The following is a 16,989-nucleotide window of genomic DNA, read 5'->3' as shown; positions in this document are numbered from 1 at the left end:
GAGCTCACCGTCCCGAATCCCGCAGCACGCTCCTAACGCCGGCCTCGGGGCTCAGATCGAGACGGCGCAACGACTGCGCATTGAGCGCCACCACGACCGTCGACGCCGACATCAGTATCGCGCCGACCGACATCGGCATCACAAATCCCAGCGGAGCGGCCACCCCGGCGGCCAACGGCACCGAGATCAGGTTGTAACCCGCTGCCCACCACAGGTTTTGCTTCATCTTGCGGTAGGACTGTCGCGACAGCTCGATCACCGACAGCACCGATCGCGGATCCGAGCTGGCGAGGATGACGCCGGCCGAGGCGATGGCGACATCGGTTCCCGCGCCGATCGCGATGCCGACGTCGGACTGAGCCAGCGCGGGCGCGTCGTTGACGCCGTCGCCGACCATCGCCACGGTCAGACCTTCGTCCTGCAGCTCGGCCACCTTGGCGGCCTTGTCTTCCGGTCGCACACCGGCGAACACGCGGTCGATACCCAGCTCCGCGGCGACCGCGGAGGCCACCGGGGCGGCGTCGCCGGTGATCATCACCACTTCGATGCCGAGTGCATGCAGCGCGTCGACCGCCTGCCGGGACTCCGGGCGGATCTCGTCGGCCAGTGCCAGCGCACCGGCCGGCTCTCCGTCGACCAGCACGTGCAGGACGATGGCGCCCTCCCAGTGCGCGGTTTCCGGCAGGTCGCTCTTGCCTGCCTGCTCCAGCAGCCGCGGACCGCCGACCTGAATCCGGTGGCCGTCGACCAGGGCGCTGACCCCGACCGCGGGTGACGAGCTGAAGTCCGTCGCCGCCGGGATCGCGAGGCGACGGCGTTGTGCCGCACCGACGATGGCGCGGGCCAGCGGGTGTTCGGAATCCGCCTCGGCGGCGGCCGCCAGCGCCAGCAATTCGTCTTCCGGGCGGTCGGTGGCCGCGACCTCGGTCACCGTCGGCTCACCTTTGGTCAGAGTGCCGGTCTTGTCGAACAGCACCGCACCGACCGTGCGCATGGTTTCCAGGGCCAGCCGGTCCTTGATCAGCACGCCGCCCCTGGCCGCACGTTCGGTCGCGATCGACACCACCAGCGGGATCGCCAGGCCGAGGGCGTGGGGGCACGCGATGACCAGCACGGTGATCGTCCGGACCACCGCCTCGTCGGGGTTGCCCAGCAGCGTCCACGCCAATGCGGTCAGCACGGCCGAGCCCAGGGCGAACCAGAACAGCCAGCCGGCGGCCCGATCGGCCAGCCGCTGCGCGCGTGACGATGAGTTCATCGCCTCGCCGACCAGCCGCTGAATGCCGGCCAGCGCGGTGTCGTCACCGACGGCCGTGACGCGGATCCGCAGGCCGGAATCGGTGGCGACGGTGCCGGCCACGACATCGTCACCCACGCCACGGCGCACCGGTCGAGACTCGCCGGTGACCATGGACTCGTCCATGTCGGCGGCACCGTCGACGATGCGGCCGTCGACGGGCACGCTGCCGCCCGGGCGCACGATCACCAGGTCATCGACCTGAAGCTCTGCCGGGGCCACGCTCATGATGTGTTCGCCGTTGCCGTGGTCCTCGACCCGCTCGGCTTCGTCGGGCAGCAGCGCGGCCAGCGAATCCAGCGCAGAAGTGGTCTGGGCCAGTGAGCGCATCTCGATCCAGTGCCCCAGCAGCATGATCACGATCAGCAGCGCGAGTTCCCACCAGAAGTCGAGTTGGTGATGCAGCACGCCAAGGCTCGCACCCCAGGACGAGATGAACGCGACGGTGATCGCCAATCCGATCAACAGCATCATTCCCGGTGCGCGGGAACGTATTTCGCTGATCGCACCGGTCAGGAAGGGTCGGCCACCCCAGACGTACATCACGGTGCCGAGAACCGGTGAGATCCAGCGCGCACCGGGGAAGTCCGGAAGCGAGTAGCCGAGCAGCATCGCGAACATCGGAGAGAAGGCGACGGTCGGCACGGCGAGCGCCGCCATCACCCAGAAGAGTCGGCGGAACTGGGCGACATGGTCACCGTGACCTCCGTGGCCGCCGTGCCCGGCATGTCCCCCGTGACCCGCGTGTTCGTGCTCGTGCATCGAGTGTTCGGTCGTGGTCATGTCTTCACCATATACCCCTAGGGGGTATAGTGCCACCGTGATGGGCGTAACTGTTGAGCGGATGCATTACCCGCTGAGTACCCCGTTGGGCCGGATGGGAGTCCAAACTCTCGAGGAAGGCCCGGACCGCTGCGTGGCCGCCATCCCCGTGGCCGGCCTGTTCAACCCGCTGACCAGCGCACCGACCGTCGCGCCGCTGGCCATGCTGGTCGACCACATCGGTGGTCTGGTCAACCACTACCGCCGCGCGGATGACGAGTGGACCGTGTCCAGCGAGCTGGCGATCGAGCTCACGCCGCACGCGTTGGAGCTGGTCACGGCGTCACCCGAGGTGCCGGTGCTGGCGACCGCACAGCCGTTCGGCCCGAAGGGCACCGGTTCGTTGGGCCTGTGCGAACTGACGCACGGGGGCCAACTGGTAGGGACGGCGACGGTGCGGTCCTTCCACATTCACGCCCCGGGCCACCTCATCACCTGGCCAGACGACTCGACCGGTGGGACACCACCCGCGGCCCTGGAAGACCGCATGTCGGTTCAGGTCGCAGAGGCCGGCGGGCGGGCCGCGGTCTTGCGGCAGCTGCCGGACCCGGTGATCAACAACAGCATCGGCATCGTGCACGGCGGGGTGTCGGCCGCCGCGCTCGAACTGGTCGCCTCGGCCGCGCTGAGTGACGGCCCAGGCGATCCGATGCGGACCGCGTCACTGCGGGTCAACTATCTGCGCCAGTTCCGCGGCGGCGACGAATCCCGTTATGAGGCACGCGCATTGCGCATCGGACGCAGTTCTGGCGTGGCCGATGCCCAGGCCATCGGTGACGACGGCCAGATCGCGCTGGTGGCCCGGCTGACCGCATACCGCTGAGCCGAGCCCGGACACCCAGTAGCATCCGCTGCATGCCCGAGACGGCGCGCTCGCTGGGTGGCTACCTCCGGCGCTCGGGATATCTGCGGAAATGGCTGATCCTCGGCGTTTCCATCGGCATCATCGCCGGGCTCGGCGCCGTGGTCTTCTACCTGGCGCTGGACTACGCGGGCCGGTTCCTGCTGGGCTATCTCGGCGGCTACGACATACCCAAGCCGGTCGGCGACGGCGGTGACGCCGGTTCACCCGGGTTCGACCGACCGTGGGCCATCCCGCTCATCACCTGCGGTGGTGCCCTGGTCTCGGCCTGGCTGGTGGCCCGATTCGCCCCCGAGGCCGAGGGGCACGGCACCGACAACGCCATCGAGGCGGTACACACCGACCCGCGGTCGATCCGGGCCAGGGCGATCTGGGTGAAGACCGTGGCCAGCGCGTTGACCATCGGTTCCGGCGGATCCGGCGGCCGCGAGGGCCCGGCCGCACACATCTCGGCAGGTTTCGGGTCACTGCTCGCGCGGCGACTGGATCTCCCCGACGACGACGGCAGGATGGCGGTATCCCTGGGGATCGGCTCGGGTATCGGTGCCATCTTCGGCGCCCCGCTGGGCGGGGCGGTGCTGGCCGCGTCGATCGTCTACCGCGAGGATTTCGACTACCGGGTGCTGGTTCCCGGCTTCATCACCTCGGCGACGGCGTATGCCGTGCTCGGGTCGATCCTGGGCTTCGACCCGCTGTTCGGGTCGCTGACCGACGGATACCGCTTCGACCACGCCCTCGATCTCGGCTGGTTCGTGATACTCGGCATCGTCGCCGCTGCCTTCGGCTGGCTGTATGCCCGCATCCTCTACGGCACCGTCGCGCTCACCGCCAAGCTCCCCGGCGGCAAGGTCGTCAAACCCGCCGTCGGCGGTCTGGCCGTCGGCCTACTGGCCCTGGCGGTTCCGCAGGTACTGGCCAGCGGCTACGGCTGGGCCGAGAAGGCCGCGGCCACAGATACTTTGATGGCAATCCCGTTGTGGATCGTGCTGCTCATGCCGCTGGCGAAGATCGTGGCGACCTCGCTGTCGATCGGGACCGGCGGGTCGGGCGGCATCTTCGGCCCCGGCGTGGTGATCGGCGCGTTCGTCGGCGCCGCGGTATGGCGTCTCGGTGAATTGGCCGGGGCCCCAGGCCTTCCCGAAACCCCGGCGGTCTTCGTGGTGGTCGGCATGATGGCCTGTTTCGGCAGCGTCGCGCACGCACCACTGGCGGTGATGATCATGGTGGCCGAGATGACCGATTCCTTCGCCGTCATCCCGGGCGCGATGGTGGCCGTCGGCATCGCCTATCTGATGATCGCGCGGACGGACGTCTCGATCTACCGGGCACAGCGCAGGTGTCGGAGCAATTTCGGCCCCGCTGCGTAAATTTCGATCTGCCAACGGTTCAGCAACATCGATATCGCCATCAGCTAATGGCATGTGACGCTCCCGTCAGACCAAGTCCGACATCTGCACGGAGGAGTTCACCATGACCACACCGACAATGCCACACAGACTGGCGGCCGAATTCATCGGGACGTTCTGGCTGGTCCTGGGCGGTTGCGGTAGCGCGGTGTTCGCCGCGAAGTTCCTCTCCGACGGCATCTCGGTGGGCATCGGCTTCCTCGGGGTATCGCTCGCGTTCGGTTTGACGGTGCTGACCGGCGTCTATGCCTTCGGCACGATCTCCGGCGGGCATTTCAACCCGGCGGTCACCCTCGGCGCCGCGCTGGCCCGCCGGGTCGAGTGGGCAGCCCTTGTGCCGTACTGGATTTCACAGGTGATCGGCGGTTTGGTGGCCGGACTCGTGATCTACGTGATCGCCGGGGGTAAAGAAGGCTGGACCGCCACCGGGAACATGGCTGCCAACGGGTACGGCGAACACTCCCCCGGCGGGTACTCGTTGACCGCGGTGCTGCTCGCAGAGGTAATCCTCACCGCAGTGTTCCTGCTGGTCATCCTCGGTTCCACCGATGACCGCGCGCCCAAGGGGTTCGCCGGGCTGTCGATCGGGCTGACCCTGACACTGATCCACCTGATCTCGATCCCGATCTCCAACACCTCGGTCAACCCGGCCCGCTCCACGGCGGTCGCGTTCTTCAACGGTGACGGTGCCCCGGCCCAGCTGTGGGCGTTCTGGTTGGCCCCGCTGGTCGGCGCGGCCATCGCCGGCCTGGCCTACCCGCTGCTGTTCGGGGTCGCCGAGGAGCTCGCCGAGCGTCCGGTGCGCGACGACGCCCTCGAACAGTAGGCACCGATCAGGTCAGGTGGTCGAATTCTCCACTGACCCATCGGATATGCGTCTCGGCTGACCGGCGCACTACATCCTTGGCGGCACTGTCGATCTCGTCGCCGCCAAGGGTGTAGAGCCGGTCGTAGTCGTACTCGTCGAGCCGGTCGACGATCCGCCGCACCACGGCGGCCGACAGCGGAACGTGCTTGGGGAAGTTCCGCTGGAACGACACCCAGTTCCGGGCCAGCCCGCCCGAGATGCTGTCGCCGACCAACAGCGTGCCGTCACCCGTCAGCGCCACCGAGCTGCCCCGCATATGGCCACCCACGTGTATCAGCCGAACGCCGGGAAGGGGCTCGCGCTCCTCTTTCCACAGCTCGATGAGCGGGTCCGGTCCCGGAAGCCACTCCGCGTCAAGGGCATTCACGTACACCGGCACGCCCCCGAAGGCGCGGCTCCAGCTCAGTTGCGCACCGAACATGTGGGGATGGCTGGCCGCGACGGCGGCCACCCCACCGAGCCGCTCCACCAGGCCGTGGATGTCCTCATCGAGATAGGCCGGCGCATCCCACAGCAGGTTCCCGCCGGCGGTCTGCACCAGGAACGACCGATGCCCGATGGCGAATCTGGGCGCACGCCGCAGGCTGTGCACGCCGCGTCCGTGGTCGACGTACTCGGTGTGATGCGGCTGGGCGGCCAGCGCCGCCAGGGTGGTCCAAGTGCCGTGCGGCGGCAGGTCGCCGCGTTCCTCGATCGACACGACCTCGGATGTCAGGACACAGCTGCCGTCCGGCTCGGTGACGGAATCCGGATGTTCCACACCGCATCCGGTGCATATCCACGTAGGCATGCCCCCAGGCTGGCACCTCAACAGCGGTTGAGGTCAACCGCGGTGAGCGCTACGCGCTCTTGCGGCGGGCCTTGCCTGCCGCGCCACGTTCGGTCGGCGCGCCTTCGTGCGCCAGCTTTCCCCCCGCGCTCTCCAGGTGGGCGCGCACGAACCACTGGAACTTCTCCAGTTCGGCGGCGTGATCGATGAGCACGTCCTGCGAGACCAGGTCCAGCTTCTCCAGCCGGTCGATCGACTTGCGGATGTCCTCGATCACCCCGTTGTAGACGAGGTCGAGCGCCGCGAGATGGGCCTGCACGTTGTCCCGTCCGACGGAGTAGTCGTCCCACGTGCGGTCGGCGATGATCGCCCCTGGGGTGCCCTTCGGCGACTTACCCAGCGCGGCAATCCGTTCGGCGACCTCGTCAGCGTAGGCCCGCACGAGCGCCACCTGTGGGTCGATCATCTCGTGCACCCCGATGAAGTTCGGACCGACGACGTTCCAGTGGATGTGCTTGAGCGTCAGATGCAGATCGTTGTAGGTGCTGAGCTGCTTCTGCAGCAGGTCGGCCACTTCAGAGCCCTGCTTGTCGGTCATACCGGGAATGGTGAACGCAGTCATTGCGGATCCTTTCGGTTCACGATCGGTCCCACCCGGGTACCCGGCATGTACGCGGGACAATCACCCGTCTAGATCACACGTAGGTTCGGAATGGCCTGACGCGCGCCGAAACGCGGATTGTGGGCCAGCCCACTGGCTTCCAGTAAGCGCACGGCACGCTGCCGGTGTGGGCGCAGCGGTTCCAGTAGCTCGATCATGGCCGCGTCGTCGATCGGATGGCCCAGCAGGCTGCGGCCGACCATCGTGGACAGGTGATAGTCGCCCACCGACAGCGCGTCGGCGTCCCCGAACGCGCGCTGCACGGTTTCGGCCGCGGTCCACTCTCCGACGCCGGGCAGCGATCGCAGGGCCGTGGCGGCCCGATCGGCGGTCAGGCGCTCAAGAGAGTCGGCGCGCTGGGCGCAGCCGACGATCGTTCGGGCCCGGCCGGGATCCACGTTGGCGCGGTGAAACTCCCACGACGGGATCCGCCGCCACACCTCGGCGCTGGGCATCACCCGCATGCCGGCGGGCGCCGGCCCGGGAGCCGGGGCACCGTACTTGGTCACCAGCCGGCGCCAGGCCCGCCAGGCGTCCATGCCGGAGACCCGTTGTTCGATGATCGCCGGGATCAGCGCCTCCAGCACCCGGCCACTACGCCCGAGCCGCAGGTGCGGCACCCGCCGATGGGCCTCGGCGATCGTGGGTTCGACCGGCGCGAAACCGGCGGCGTCGTCGGCGGCGCCCATCAAGGCGGGAAACCCCGCCACGAACTCGGCGCTGCCCGGTCCCCACGTCTCACAGTCCACCGTGCCGGGGGCCGACTTGGTGATCCGCGCCGTCACCGGGCCGCCGGGCATCAGGCTGGTGAGCCAGAGCGCGCCGTCCGGGCCGGTCCGGTAGCAGGGATTACCGCCGCCGCGGCGCCATGGAGCCAGCGTCAGGCCCGGGCTGGCCGGACTGTCGAACACGACGCTGGTTGCGGGCACCGCACCAGATTAGGTCAGGGCGATGTCCGCCTTGTCCGGGTAGAACGCCAGGTGACCGGCGATCTCGGCCACGGCCGGATACGGCTGCTCGTAGGTCCAGATCGCGTCGTCGACGCCACCGACGTGGAAGTAGTTCGCCTCGCCCTTGTAGGGGCAGTAGGTGGTGGTATCGCTGCGGGTGAGCTCCGCGGTGGCGTCGGCGCGAGGTATGTACTGGACGGCCGGATAGGTCGATTCCTGCAGGGTCAGTGCGTTGTCGGTTTCGGCAACCACCTCGCCGTTGACCAGCACGGTCACATGTCTGCCGGTGGGCGTGACCGTGATGGGGTGTGCAGCGTTCGGTTGCAACACGGGACGATCGGTCATAGCTGGTTCAACACCTCTGGTAGGGCTGTTCTTCCGGTGCCTACGATCAAGCCATGACTGCTCCCGTGAAAGCCACCGTGTCCATCGCCGCCGACCCCGCGGCGGTGTACGCGCTCATCACCGACCTGCCCACCTTGGCCTCGCTGGCCGAGGAGGCACATGCGATGGAGTGGCAGAAGGGCACCACCGCCACTCCCGGCTCGGTGTTCAAGGGGCACAATCGCAACGGCTCCAAGAACTGGAGCACCACCTGCACCGTCACCGACGCCGAGCCGGGCAAGACCTTCGCCTTCGACGTGAAGTCCCTGGTGTTCCCGGTCGCGCACTGGCGCTATGACATCGCGGCCACCGATGGCGGCTGCACGGTCACCGAGTCCACGTGGGATCGCCGCGCGGGCTGGTTCAAGAAGGTGGCGGGCCTGGCCACCGGGATCAGCGATCGCGACGGCGCCAACGCCGAGCACATCCGGCTCACCCTGCAACGGCTGAAGGAACGCGCCGAGGGTTGATGCGACCAGCGGCTCAGAACGGCGGTGGTGGTCCGTATTCCTCGGCGAGCCAGGCTTGGTAGGCGCGTTCGTGTGCGAGGTCGTTGTTGAGTTCGGCGCGTAGGCGTCGTTCTTCGGCGATGCGTTCTTGGCGGTCTTGTTCGCGGGTCCGTGTGCGTTTGGGCATCTTCGCGCCGCGGTTCGCGTCCTGGGCCGAGGGTTCGGGGAGGTTGAGGTCCCCGGTGGGTCGGGCCAGAGTGGGGAACATCCCGGCGCCGTGCGGCTCGGTGGTGTAGACGTGGCCGGTGGGCGTGGTGATTTCAACTGTGCCATCAGGAAATTGACGATCCGACCAGCCGGGGCAGAACGTTTTGACCAGGTGGTGTGCCCGGCAGTAGAGCTTGGTGTTGGACGGATGCGTCGGGCCTGTCGGCCAGGGTGCTGTGTGATCGATGTCACAGCGTTGCACCGGCGCGTCACAACCGGGGAAGCGACAGGTGAGGTCGCGGAAGCGGATGAACTCCGACAGCGCCACCGACGGGCGATACCCCGGCTCGCCCACATCAGCATCAGGGGGCTCGGGTTCCTCGGTTCGCTCGGTTGCGGTGCTGGGTTCAGCGGGCACCCGCACCGGCTTGATCTTGGCCGAGCCCGCCAGGTCACGCACACGGTCGGCGGGCAGGATCCCATGCCCGGGCAGATACCCCGGATCATAGAGGTCGCATCCAGGGTCGATTGCTCGGCCAGCACGTGAACCATCGCAGCGTCAGCGGCCGCGCGCTTCTGCGCGGCCGGGCAGTCATCACGACCACACCGGCACACCAGCTGCGCCTCTAGACGAGCCAACGGCCCCACCGCATCCGCACGCCGCCGCTCATGACTGCGCGGATCATGCTCACACACCGTGTCAGCCAACGCATCCAGGCGTTGGTCCAAGGCGGCGCCATCGACCGCGTCGATATTGGCCCACACCGTGGCCCTGCCCGGGCTGCCCGCATCGATCTGCACAAACCGGTCCTGCGCCAGATCCGGGGGCACCCGCTCCCCGTTCGGATCGATTTTGGCGATCCACTGATCGATCCGATCCCGTAACTGTCGCTCAGAGAATCGCATCCACCGATAGGCCCGAGCCGCCAGTTCGGCGTCCACCTCGGCCCACACCGACCGATCCGCAGTCTCGGTGCGGGCAATAATCATCCGCACCACCCGATAATCGATATCCCCCACCGCGAACCGGGCCGCCACCAACGGCAACTTGTCCCGTAACACCCGGGCGTGATGCACCTGGGTACCGGCCCGACCCCTACTGATCCGCATCGCCGCCGACACCTCGGCACACACCTCCTCATACGGGTCAGTTCGCCACAAAATGCTGTCTATCAGTTCCTGTTCACGCAGTGTGTCCAACGCCCCGATCGCGGCGAACCGGGCCGCGATGGCCACCGACTCGGCCCGCGTGGCTGCGCCGACCTGGTCGATCAAGGCGACATCGGAGATAGTATCGAACATGCGTTCGAGTATGTCACCACCCACCGACGAGCACTGGGCCCTGCCGAAGCATGTCGTACCCCGAGAGGAATCTGGCGACCAAGCACCACCGATGAAAGGCGACCCGATGTGCTGGATCTGCGACCACCCCGAGGCCACCAGGCAGGACTATCTCGATCTCTTGCGGGAGAAGACTTTCAAGCGAGGCTGGGCGGTGAATTACGTCGAGCATGCCCGTACACCGTTCGGCTACACGATCGGGCTCAGCGAGGCTGGGCTGCCCGAGTTGCTGATCACCGGACTGTCACCGCTGATGACGAACAAGCTGCTGAACACCGTGGCCGAATACATGGTGAACGAGTCCGAACCTGCCCCTGGCGACACCATCACGTTGCCCGATGACTGGTTCGCCGAATTCATCGAAGTCAGCGAGCCCACTGCCCATCTCGGTTTCGCAGTGGAGTTGTGCGGTCACGATATCCGCGCGCTGCAGGTCGTCTGGTACGACCGGCACGGTCACTCACCGTGGTGTTCCGAGTTCAACCGCGGCGGGCCCCGCCAACCTGTTCTCGGCTTGCGGGGTTCCCCCGAAAGCGCTTGAACATACTTGTTTCTGCCATGAGGCGATCAATTACTGCCACCGGAAATTATGGCCCTGAGCAGTCGGTTTAGACAGACATACCGGCACGGAGAGCATACGAGACAACAGCCGGTGGAGACAGGAAGAAGCAGGAAAATGAAGAAGTTCGGATTCGCCGTCATCGCCGCAAGCGGACTGAGCGCAGCCGTTCTTGGCCTGGCCGCGCCGGCCATGGCAGCCGAGCCCGCTCACGTCGCGGCCCCCACCACCGTCACCATCTCCTCAGGTGTCGACCACCTGGGCTGGCTGGACCAGATCCACCCCAAGCCGCAGGTGCCCAAGGTGGACACCACAGTGCGGCACAGCGGGGTCCGCTGACCGCCGATGCCAAGCGGGGCAGTCCTGAAAAGGACTGCCCCGCTTGCTGTTCAGCGTCAGAACGCGTAGCGGTGATACTGCGCCATGTAGCGCAGTGCCGGCACGGGTTTCATGGCGGCGAGAATCATCCGGTAGTGCCAGGGCAGGACGTCGAACGATTGATCGTCGAGCGCGGACACCCACATCAGCAGCCGGGTGCCCGGCACCGCACGCAGGATGTCCTCGGGCTTGTTGACGGCCCAATGCAGTTTGGCCCCGGAACGGCGCACCACGGTATTGCTCCACTGCGCCTTGATGCCGAGGGTGTTGAATGCGTCGAATTGCAGCTCCCCGGAAGGGAACCCGTCGACAATCCGGCGCAGCAGGGCGACACCGTCGTGTTCGGTGAGATACATCGTGAGCCCCTCACCGATCATCAGGGTCGGCCGGTCGGCGGGGATCTCACGCAGCCAGGCCGGATCGGTGACCGACGCGGGGATCACGTGGTAGTGCTCGGCAGACGGGTAGAGCTGCTCACGCAGCCGGGCCACGTCGGGGTAATCGATGTCGTACCACTCGACGCCAGGACCGGGATCGAGCCGGAAGAACCGGCCGTCGAGTCCGCAGCCCAGGTGCAGCACCACCGCCTCGGGATGAGCGGCGAGGAACTGGCGCGTCCATCGATCGAAGTGCGCGCTGCGCGTGGTCACAGACGGTGCCGTCGACTCGGTGATCGAGGTGCGGCTCCAGTCGTAGTCGATGCGTTCGGCGATCTGTTTGGCCAGTTTGTCGCCGAGGATCGGATTGGGCAGCCCGGCATCGAGCGCCTTGGCGTAGAACGTCGCCAGCATGGTCTGCGGCGCCCCGGAGAGGTCGACTTTCAACTTGTCGGTCATATTCGCCAGGTTAGGCCGCAATCTGCTTGCCGCCCAGTGGCTTAACACCTCTCGGCGTGGTGTTCAGCTGTCCTTCTGTGCCCGTTTGGCCGCCCGCAGGCCCACCCAGAACTTTGCTGCCTCGGCGATCGACTCCTCCACCGGCCTTGGCTGCCAACCGAGTTCGCGCACGGCCTTGGAATGGTCGAGCTCAGCTTCGGCGCGCATCAGGCGCAGGGATTCCAGCGACAACCGCTCGTCGGTGCCGCGCAGCTTGCCCTTGACGGTGCCTGCCGCGGCCAGCAGATAGGACACCGGCAGCGGAATCGACCGCTGCGGAGGCGCCACCCCGGCGGCCTCGGCGGCCAGCCGGGCCACCTCGGCATTGCTGATCATCTTCTCGGAGATCAGGTAGCGCTCGCCGGGCGTTCCTCGGTCAGCGGCCAGGAGCATGGCCTTGGCGGCGTCGTCGATCCCGACGGCCTCCAGGTCGATCCCGCTCATCACGAACGGCAGCTTGCCGAACGCCGCACCGGCGATGATCGCGCCGTGCGGGGTCCGGCCCCAGTCACCGCTGCCGTAGGTGGTGGAGACACACATCGCGACGGCAGGCACGCCGCGCTCGCGCGCGTACTGAAGCACCAGATCTTCGGCCTGCACCCGCGAGCGCACGTACGGCGTCACCTTCGATACGTCGACGATGTCGGCTTCCGTGGATCGCTTTCCGCGCTTGCGCCCGACGGTCACGTAGCTGCTGGTGTAGACGAACTTGCGCAGGCCCGTGACCCCGGCGGCCACCTCCAGGACGTTGCGGGTGCCCTCGACGTTGGTGCGGAACAGTGGCGCGGGATCGCGCAGCCAGCCGCGCGGGTCGACGACGCAGTGGTAGACGACGTCGCAGCCGGTCATCGCCTCGCGCAGGGCGTCGCGGTCGAAGACGTCGCCGTGAACCCGCGTGACGTCGAGGTCGTCGATGCCGATGGTGTTGGCATTGGGCCGGACCATGGCGCGGATCTCGGACCCGTCATCCGCCGAGACCAATTGCCGCAGCACATGGGAGCCCAGGAATCCGTTGGCCCCGATGACCAGCTTGGCGCCCACGGCCCTCAACCCCCGAACTTCTTGAGCCACGCCTCGGCTTCCTCGGTCAGCGTGCCGAGCTCTGCCGCCTTGCGGCACCACTTGCGGGCCGCAGAGGCGAAGCGAAGGGGGTTGTAGACGTCTTCCTGACGTGACCACAGGCCGTCGCCGGCGTAGGTGAGGATCGAGATGTTGGTCGCGCTGATGATGGTCCCGTCGCCGGGGTCGCGCATCGGGTTGTCCAGTTCGCAGATGATGCGGCCGGTGGGTTCGTCGATCACCGACCACAGCGATGGGAACGACGTCATGTAGCTGCCCGGGAAGGTGGTCATGGTCTTCCAGATCCATGGCCGAACCTGTTCGCGGCCCTTCATGGTGCCCACGGCGTGCTCGATGTAATCGACGTCGACGGTGTAGTGGTCGGCCCAGATGTCCCAGTTCTGGGTCTGGGCGGCCCGGTCCACGGTCTGCTCGAACGTCTCGAAGGCAGCGGCGAGTTCCTCGCGGCTGAAAGACCTGCTCGTCACCCCAAAACTAGAACACGTTCTACCGGGCTTTGTCGAGGCCTGTCACTGCGCGGTGAGAACCTGCCGCGATCCCAGCGGGGCCTGCAGCGGGACTTCGGCGGTGCCGGACACGGCCAGCGCGATGCACATCCGGCCGACGGCCTCGGGCGGGGTGCCGCCGCGAAGGTCGATCGTGACCGTCTCGGGGGTTTCCGTCGTGGTCAGATGGACGCCGAAGCAGTCCGGGGTGCCTGCGGTGAAGTTGACCCGCAGCCCCTCGCCAGCCCGGCTGAAGGATTCGATCTCGGTCAGGTGGGGGTCGACGATCGCCGGGTTGTCGGCGAAGAGGGTGCGGGCGGGGTCCGGCGGCACCTCCGGCAACGCGACTCCGTCCGGATCGGCCGCCGCGGTCGGGCATCCGGCGATCAGGAGTAAAGCGGCGAGCCCCGCTGTTGCAACTGCACGCATGACCACCACGGTAATCACGGAGCACAATGGGGAACATGGGCAACTATTCGACAGCGATCCTGGCCGGCGGCTGCTTCTGGGGCATGCAGGACCTGATCCGCAAGCAGCCCGGCGTGATCTCCACCCGCGTGGGCTACACCGGCGGTCGCAATGACCACCCGACGTACCGCAATCATCCCGGCCACGCGGAGGCGGTCGAGATCGTCTACGACCCGACGCAGACCGATTTCCGGGCGCTGCTCGAGTTCTTCTTCCAGATCCACGACCCGTCCACCAAGGACCGGCAGGGCAACGACGTCGGCACCAGCTACCGGTCGGCGATCTTCTACCTCGACGACGAGCAGAAGCGCGTCGCGCTCGACACCATCGCCGACGTGGACGCGTCGGGACTGTGGCCGGGCAAGGTCGTCACCGAGGTGACGGCCGCCAGCGATTTCTGGGAGGCCGAGCCCGAGCATCAGGACTATCTGGTGCATTACCCCAACGGGTACACCTGCCACTTCCCGCGGCCGGGCTGGAAACTGCCGAAGCGGCAGACGGCCGGATAGGCTCAGGCCAGCGGCGTGACGCGGCGGCGCAGCACGATGCGCCCGCCCGATTTCGGCGTATAGGCCACTCCGCGCGAGTGCACCTTCTCGCCGGGCGCGGTGGTGGTCTGGATCTCGAAGTGGCGCAGTACCGTTCGCAACACCACGTCCATCTCGACGTTCGCGAACACCGCCCCGACACAGCGTCTGGTGCCGCCGCCGTACGGTAACCAGCCCAGACCGGGCCGGCTGCCGACGAATCGTTGCGGGTCGAACCGGTCCGGGTCGGCGAACTCCTTTTCGGCTTCCTGGATCTGGGCGATGGCCACGATGACGGAGTGCCCGCGCGGAATCTCCCACTCCCCCAGCCGGATCGACGGCGCGTAGACGTGGCGGCCGGCGAAGTCGATGACGGTGCGGTTGCGCTGCACCTCCAGGATGGTGGCCTGGCGGTATTCGTTGCCGTCGGTGGCCGCCTCGGCCTCCAGTTCGGCCAGCACCCGGGGATGCCTGCTGATCCGCTCGAACGCCCAGCCGAGGGTCGAGGCCGTGGTCTCGTGTCCGGCGGCCAGCAGCGTCAGCAGCTCGTCGCCGATGTCCTTGCGGGACATGGCCGATCCGTCTTCATACGTGCTGCGCAGCAGCAGCGCCAGGATGTCGTCGCGGCTGTCGAAGTCGGGGTCGGCCTCGACCTTGTCGATGAGCCGGTCGATGACCGCGTCGTACTGCCGGCGATACCGGGCCAACCGCCCCCACGGGCTGAACCGGCCGTAGGTCCGGGTCGGGGTGGGCACCACGACCAGCCTCGAACCCAGGGTGACCCAGGGCGGGATGATGCGGCGCAACTCGTCGAGTTGTTCCCCGTCAGCGCCGAACACCGCACGCAGGATCGCGTTCAGCGTGATGCGCATCATCGGTTCGAGCGTCTCGAACTCCTCGCCCTCCGGCCAGTTCGCCGACTCCCGCAGGGTCTCCTCTTCGAAGATCTGCTCGTAGTTCTTGATGCTCTTGCCGTGGAACGGTGGGGTGAGCAGCTTGCGGCGGCGGCGGTGGTCGGTGCCGTCGAGCGCGAACACCGACCCGGAGCCAAGGATGCGGCTCAGGTTCGGCTGGATGTTGCCGACGTCGTCGGTGCTGGCCGCGAAAAGCTGCTTGGCCAGCTGGGCCTCGGCCACCAGCACGGTGGGACCGAAGATCGGAAGTTTGAGGCTGAAAACATTCCCCTGACGACGGGCGATCTGTCTGACCACCCAACGTCGGGCCAGGGCAAAGCCGATGGCCTGCAACGGCTTCGGAGCCCGCGCGGCCGGCGGATACCGGCCGGGTGCGGCGCTGTCGGTGGGCGTCTCGGTGGTCTTCTCAGCAGCTACGAGCTCGGTCATACCATCTCCAGCCATGTCCTGGTACCGCGCAGTACCAACGGTTGCAAGGTACGGTACTCTCAGGTACCAGGCGGCGCAAGGGGGTCTCACGAGATGACCGCACTCAGCCATGCCGAATCGCCCGCAGACAGTTACCGGCTGCGGCTGCTCGACGGGCTCGCCGCGGCGATCAACGACAAGGGCTACCGCGAGACCACGGTGGCCGACATCGTGCGCCACGCCCGTACGTCCAAGCGCACGTTCTATGACCAGTTCGGCACGAAGGAAGACTGCTTCCTCGAATTGCTCCGGGCCAACAACGCCGCCCTGGTCGACGGCATCCAGTCAGCTGTCGATCCCGAGGCCCTCTGGCCGGACCAGATCGGGCAGGCCGTCGGCGCCTACGTCGACCACATCGCCGCCGCCCCGGCCATCACCCTGAGCTGGATCCGCGAGCTGCCCGGCCTGGGCACCCGGGCCCGCCCGCTGCAGCGCGAAGCCCTGCGCGAGCTGACCGATCTGCTCATCGAACTCAGCGGCAGCGCAGGTTTCCGGCGGGCCGGCCTGCCTCGGCTCACCGAGCCGATGTCCATCATCCTGCTCGGCGGACTACGCGAGTTGACCGCGTTGATCGTCGAGGACGGCCGCGACATCCACGAGATCTATGGGCCGGCGGTGGCCGCGTCGACGGCGATCATGACCGCGAATTCAACTCAGGATCAGCCGCGCTGATTTCTCCAGGCGCCGCGAGATGGCGGCGTAGGTCTCATATCCCATCCCGGCCCACACCAGGGTGCCCGTGTAGAGCAGCTCCAGCGCCTCGATCACGTCGAGATCCACGTCGGGCCCCAGCGCGGCAACCAGGCGGCCCCGGACGTCGGCGCCGATGCGCTGCCGCAGCGCCTCGACGTCGGGGTCCTTGCCGAGCAGCGCGTTGGTCACCGCTCCGGCGAACTCGGGTTCGTCGGCCACCAGGGACGCGATGTGCTGCAGCACCTCCACCACGCGCGTGGCCGGGTCGGCCGATTCATGCGCAGCGGGCGGGGCCGCCGACAACCGGCGCCAGAACACCTCGGCCACGAGATGTTCCTTCGACGAGAAGTACGTGTAAGCGGTCGCCGCGCCGACCCCGGCTTCGGAGGCGACCCGACGCACCGTCAGCCCGGCGAACCCGTCGCGGATGATCAGCTGCACCGCAGCCTTTCCCAATCGTTCGACGGTGTCGGCCTGCCGTGCACTCAGGCGGCGGCGCGTCGACTCCAGGGCCGCATCGGACACG

General features: G+C 67.5%; 19 protein-coding genes and 1 pseudogene. 8 read left to right on the top strand and 12 right to left on the bottom strand.

The window, feature by feature from the left end; translation table 11 throughout:
• Positions 1-4: 4 nt before the first annotated feature.
• Complete coding sequence (locus BN4332_RS24360; RefSeq protein ID WP_066902041.1) at positions 5-2,080, bottom strand: heavy metal translocating P-type ATPase; 2,076 nt, start codon at positions 2,078-2,080, stop codon at positions 5-7.
• Between the two features lie 61 nt (positions 2,081-2,141).
• Between BN4332_RS24360 and BN4332_RS24355 the strand changes: the two genes are divergently transcribed.
• From BN4332_RS24355 to aqpZ, 3 genes are all read left to right on the top strand, one after another.
• Positions 2,142-2,942 (top strand): PaaI family thioesterase, encoded by an 801-nt coding sequence (locus BN4332_RS24355; protein WP_066902040.1) that lies wholly within the window; start codon positions 2,142-2,144, stop codon positions 2,940-2,942.
• Positions 2,943-2,974: 32 nt separating this feature from the next.
• Positions 2,975-4,348 carry a chloride channel protein gene (locus tag BN4332_RS24350; protein ID WP_066902039.1) on the top strand — a complete coding sequence of 458 codons (1,374 nt, stop codon included), beginning with the start codon at positions 2,975-2,977 and terminating at the stop codon, positions 4,346-4,348.
• 103 nt (positions 4,349-4,451) lie between these two features.
• Positions 4,452-5,213: an aquaporin Z gene (gene aqpZ, locus BN4332_RS24345; protein ID WP_066902038.1), complete on the top strand. Its 762-nt coding sequence runs from the start codon at positions 4,452-4,454 to the stop codon at positions 5,211-5,213.
• A gap of 7 nt (positions 5,214-5,220) precedes the next feature.
• On the opposite strand, the gene BN4332_RS24340 is transcribed toward aqpZ, so the two are convergent.
• From BN4332_RS24340 to BN4332_RS24325, 4 genes are all read right to left on the bottom strand, one after another.
• Positions 5,221-6,045: an MBL fold metallo-hydrolase gene (locus BN4332_RS24340; RefSeq protein WP_074133173.1), complete on the bottom strand. Its 825-nt coding sequence runs from the start codon at positions 6,043-6,045 to the stop codon at positions 5,221-5,223.
• 49 nt (positions 6,046-6,094) lie between these two features.
• A complete protein-coding gene (locus BN4332_RS24335) occupies positions 6,095-6,646 on the bottom strand; it encodes a Dps family protein (RefSeq protein ID WP_066902037.1) in 552 nt (183 codons plus the stop codon).
• A 68-nt stretch (positions 6,647-6,714) separates the two neighbouring features.
• Positions 6,715-7,614, bottom strand: a complete 900-nt coding sequence (locus BN4332_RS24330; RefSeq protein ID WP_066902036.1) for a DNA-3-methyladenine glycosylase family protein — start codon at positions 7,612-7,614, stop codon at positions 6,715-6,717.
• Positions 7,615-7,623: 9 nt separating this feature from the next.
• Positions 7,624-7,980, bottom strand: a complete 357-nt coding sequence (locus BN4332_RS24325; protein WP_066902035.1) for a DUF427 domain-containing protein — start codon at positions 7,978-7,980, stop codon at positions 7,624-7,626.
• Between the two features lie 53 nt (positions 7,981-8,033).
• On the opposite strand from BN4332_RS24325, the gene BN4332_RS24320 reads away from it, so the two are divergent.
• Entirely contained in the window at positions 8,034-8,489 is a 456-nt protein-coding gene (locus BN4332_RS24320) for an SRPBCC family protein (protein ID WP_066902034.1), read from the top strand.
• A 13-nt stretch (positions 8,490-8,502) separates the two neighbouring features.
• Here the strand turns inward: BN4332_RS24320 and BN4332_RS35625 are convergent.
• Positions 8,503-9,977: pseudogene (locus BN4332_RS35625) on the bottom strand (HNH endonuclease signature motif containing protein).
• Between the two features lie 91 nt (positions 9,978-10,068).
• On the opposite strand from BN4332_RS35625, the gene BN4332_RS24310 reads away from it, so the two are divergent.
• Positions 10,069-10,557: a DUF4262 domain-containing protein gene (locus BN4332_RS24310; RefSeq protein WP_235654188.1), complete on the top strand. Its 489-nt coding sequence runs from the start codon at positions 10,069-10,071 to the stop codon at positions 10,555-10,557.
• A gap of 135 nt (positions 10,558-10,692) precedes the next feature.
• Positions 10,693-10,914, top strand: a complete 222-nt coding sequence (locus BN4332_RS24305) for a hypothetical protein (protein ID WP_066902033.1) — start codon at positions 10,693-10,695, stop codon at positions 10,912-10,914.
• Between the two features lie 56 nt (positions 10,915-10,970).
• On the opposite strand, the gene BN4332_RS24300 is transcribed toward BN4332_RS24305, so the two are convergent.
• From BN4332_RS24300 to BN4332_RS24285, 4 genes are all read right to left on the bottom strand, one after another.
• Positions 10,971-11,789 carry a class I SAM-dependent methyltransferase gene (locus tag BN4332_RS24300; RefSeq protein ID WP_066902032.1) on the bottom strand — a complete coding sequence of 273 codons (819 nt, stop codon included), beginning with the start codon at positions 11,787-11,789 and terminating at the stop codon, positions 10,971-10,973.
• A 63-nt stretch (positions 11,790-11,852) separates the two neighbouring features.
• Positions 11,853-12,869 (bottom strand): NAD-dependent epimerase/dehydratase family protein, encoded by a 1,017-nt coding sequence (locus tag BN4332_RS24295; RefSeq protein ID WP_066902031.1) that lies wholly within the window; start codon positions 12,867-12,869, stop codon positions 11,853-11,855.
• Between the two features lie 5 nt (positions 12,870-12,874).
• On the bottom strand, positions 12,875-13,375 hold the full coding sequence (locus BN4332_RS24290; RefSeq protein WP_066902030.1) for a nuclear transport factor 2-like protein: 501 nt from the start codon (positions 13,373-13,375) through the stop codon (positions 12,875-12,877).
• A gap of 42 nt (positions 13,376-13,417) precedes the next feature.
• A complete protein-coding gene (locus BN4332_RS24285; RefSeq protein WP_066902069.1) occupies positions 13,418-13,822 on the bottom strand; it encodes a hypothetical protein in 405 nt (134 codons plus the stop codon).
• A 35-nt stretch (positions 13,823-13,857) separates the two neighbouring features.
• Here BN4332_RS24285 and msrA point away from each other — a divergent pair, with 35 nt between their 5' ends.
• Positions 13,858-14,370 carry a peptide-methionine (S)-S-oxide reductase MsrA gene (gene msrA, locus BN4332_RS24280; protein WP_066902068.1) on the top strand — a complete coding sequence of 171 codons (513 nt, stop codon included), beginning with the start codon at positions 13,858-13,860 and terminating at the stop codon, positions 14,368-14,370.
• Between the two features lie 2 nt (positions 14,371-14,372).
• Here the strand turns inward: msrA and BN4332_RS24275 are convergent, their stop codons facing one another.
• Positions 14,373-15,746: a cytochrome P450 gene (locus BN4332_RS24275; protein ID WP_435405176.1), complete on the bottom strand. Its 1,374-nt coding sequence runs from the start codon at positions 15,744-15,746 to the stop codon at positions 14,373-14,375.
• A gap of 78 nt (positions 15,747-15,824) precedes the next feature.
• Here BN4332_RS24275 and BN4332_RS24270 point away from each other — a divergent pair, with 78 nt between their 5' ends.
• Positions 15,825-16,442 (top strand): TetR/AcrR family transcriptional regulator, encoded by a 618-nt coding sequence (locus BN4332_RS24270; protein ID WP_066902028.1) that lies wholly within the window; start codon positions 15,825-15,827, stop codon positions 16,440-16,442.
• On the opposite strand, the gene BN4332_RS24265 is transcribed toward BN4332_RS24270, so the two are convergent.
• The gene (locus tag BN4332_RS24265) at positions 16,419-16,988 is read right to left on the bottom strand and encodes a TetR/AcrR family transcriptional regulator (protein WP_066902027.1); all 570 of its coding nucleotides are present in this window, start codon (positions 16,986-16,988) and stop codon (positions 16,419-16,421) included. The two genes, BN4332_RS24270 and BN4332_RS24265, sit on opposite strands and share 24 nt — an antisense overlap.
• Position 16,989: the final 1 nt, after the last annotated feature.

It is taken from the genome of Mycolicibacterium houstonense, from assembly GCF_900078665.2.
GTDB classification, from domain to species: Bacteria; Actinomycetota; Actinomycetes; order Mycobacteriales; family Mycobacteriaceae; genus Mycobacterium; species Mycobacterium houstonense.
This window is presented reverse-complemented; position numbering and strand designations above follow the sequence as displayed.

What these genes read in the sequence shown, in the direction of transcription:
- BN4332_RS24350 (WP_066902039.1), top strand. Translation starts at nt 2,975, where the DNA reads ATGCCCGAGACGGCGCGCTCGCTGGGTGGCTACCTCCGGCGCTCGGGA.
- BN4332_RS24340 (WP_074133173.1), bottom strand. Translation starts at nt 6,045, where the DNA reads ATGCCTACGTGGATATGCACCGGATGCGGTGTGGAACATCCGGATTCC.
- BN4332_RS24360 (WP_066902041.1), bottom strand. Translation starts at nt 2,080, where the DNA reads ATGACCACGACCGAACACTCGATGCACGAGCACGAACACGCGGGTCAC.
- BN4332_RS24335 (WP_066902037.1), bottom strand. Translation starts at nt 6,646, where the DNA reads ATGACTGCGTTCACCATTCCCGGTATGACCGACAAGCAGGGCTCTGAA.
- BN4332_RS24355 (WP_066902040.1), top strand. Translation starts at nt 2,142, where the DNA reads ATGCATTACCCGCTGAGTACCCCGTTGGGCCGGATGGGAGTCCAAACT.
- BN4332_RS24325 (WP_066902035.1), bottom strand. Translation starts at nt 7,980, where the DNA reads ATGACCGATCGTCCCGTGTTGCAACCGAACGCTGCACACCCCATCACG.
- BN4332_RS24305 (WP_066902033.1), top strand. Translation starts at nt 10,693, where the DNA reads ATGAAGAAGTTCGGATTCGCCGTCATCGCCGCAAGCGGACTGAGCGCA.
- BN4332_RS24320 (WP_066902034.1), top strand. Translation starts at nt 8,034, where the DNA reads ATGACTGCTCCCGTGAAAGCCACCGTGTCCATCGCCGCCGACCCCGCG.
- BN4332_RS24270 (WP_066902028.1), top strand. Translation starts at nt 15,825, where the DNA reads ATGACCGCACTCAGCCATGCCGAATCGCCCGCAGACAGTTACCGGCTG.
- BN4332_RS24275 (WP_435405176.1), bottom strand. Translation starts at nt 15,746, where the DNA reads ATGGCTGGAGATGGTATGACCGAGCTCGTAGCTGCTGAGAAGACCACC.
- msrA (WP_066902068.1), top strand. Translation starts at nt 13,858, where the DNA reads ATGGGCAACTATTCGACAGCGATCCTGGCCGGCGGCTGCTTCTGGGGC.
- BN4332_RS24310 (WP_235654188.1), top strand. Translation starts at nt 10,069, where the DNA reads ATGAAAGGCGACCCGATGTGCTGGATCTGCGACCACCCCGAGGCCACC.
- aqpZ (WP_066902038.1), top strand. Translation starts at nt 4,452, where the DNA reads ATGACCACACCGACAATGCCACACAGACTGGCGGCCGAATTCATCGGG.
- BN4332_RS24285 (WP_066902069.1), bottom strand. Translation starts at nt 13,822, where the DNA reads ATGCGTGCAGTTGCAACAGCGGGGCTCGCCGCTTTACTCCTGATCGCC.
- BN4332_RS24300 (WP_066902032.1), bottom strand. Translation starts at nt 11,789, where the DNA reads ATGACCGACAAGTTGAAAGTCGACCTCTCCGGGGCGCCGCAGACCATG.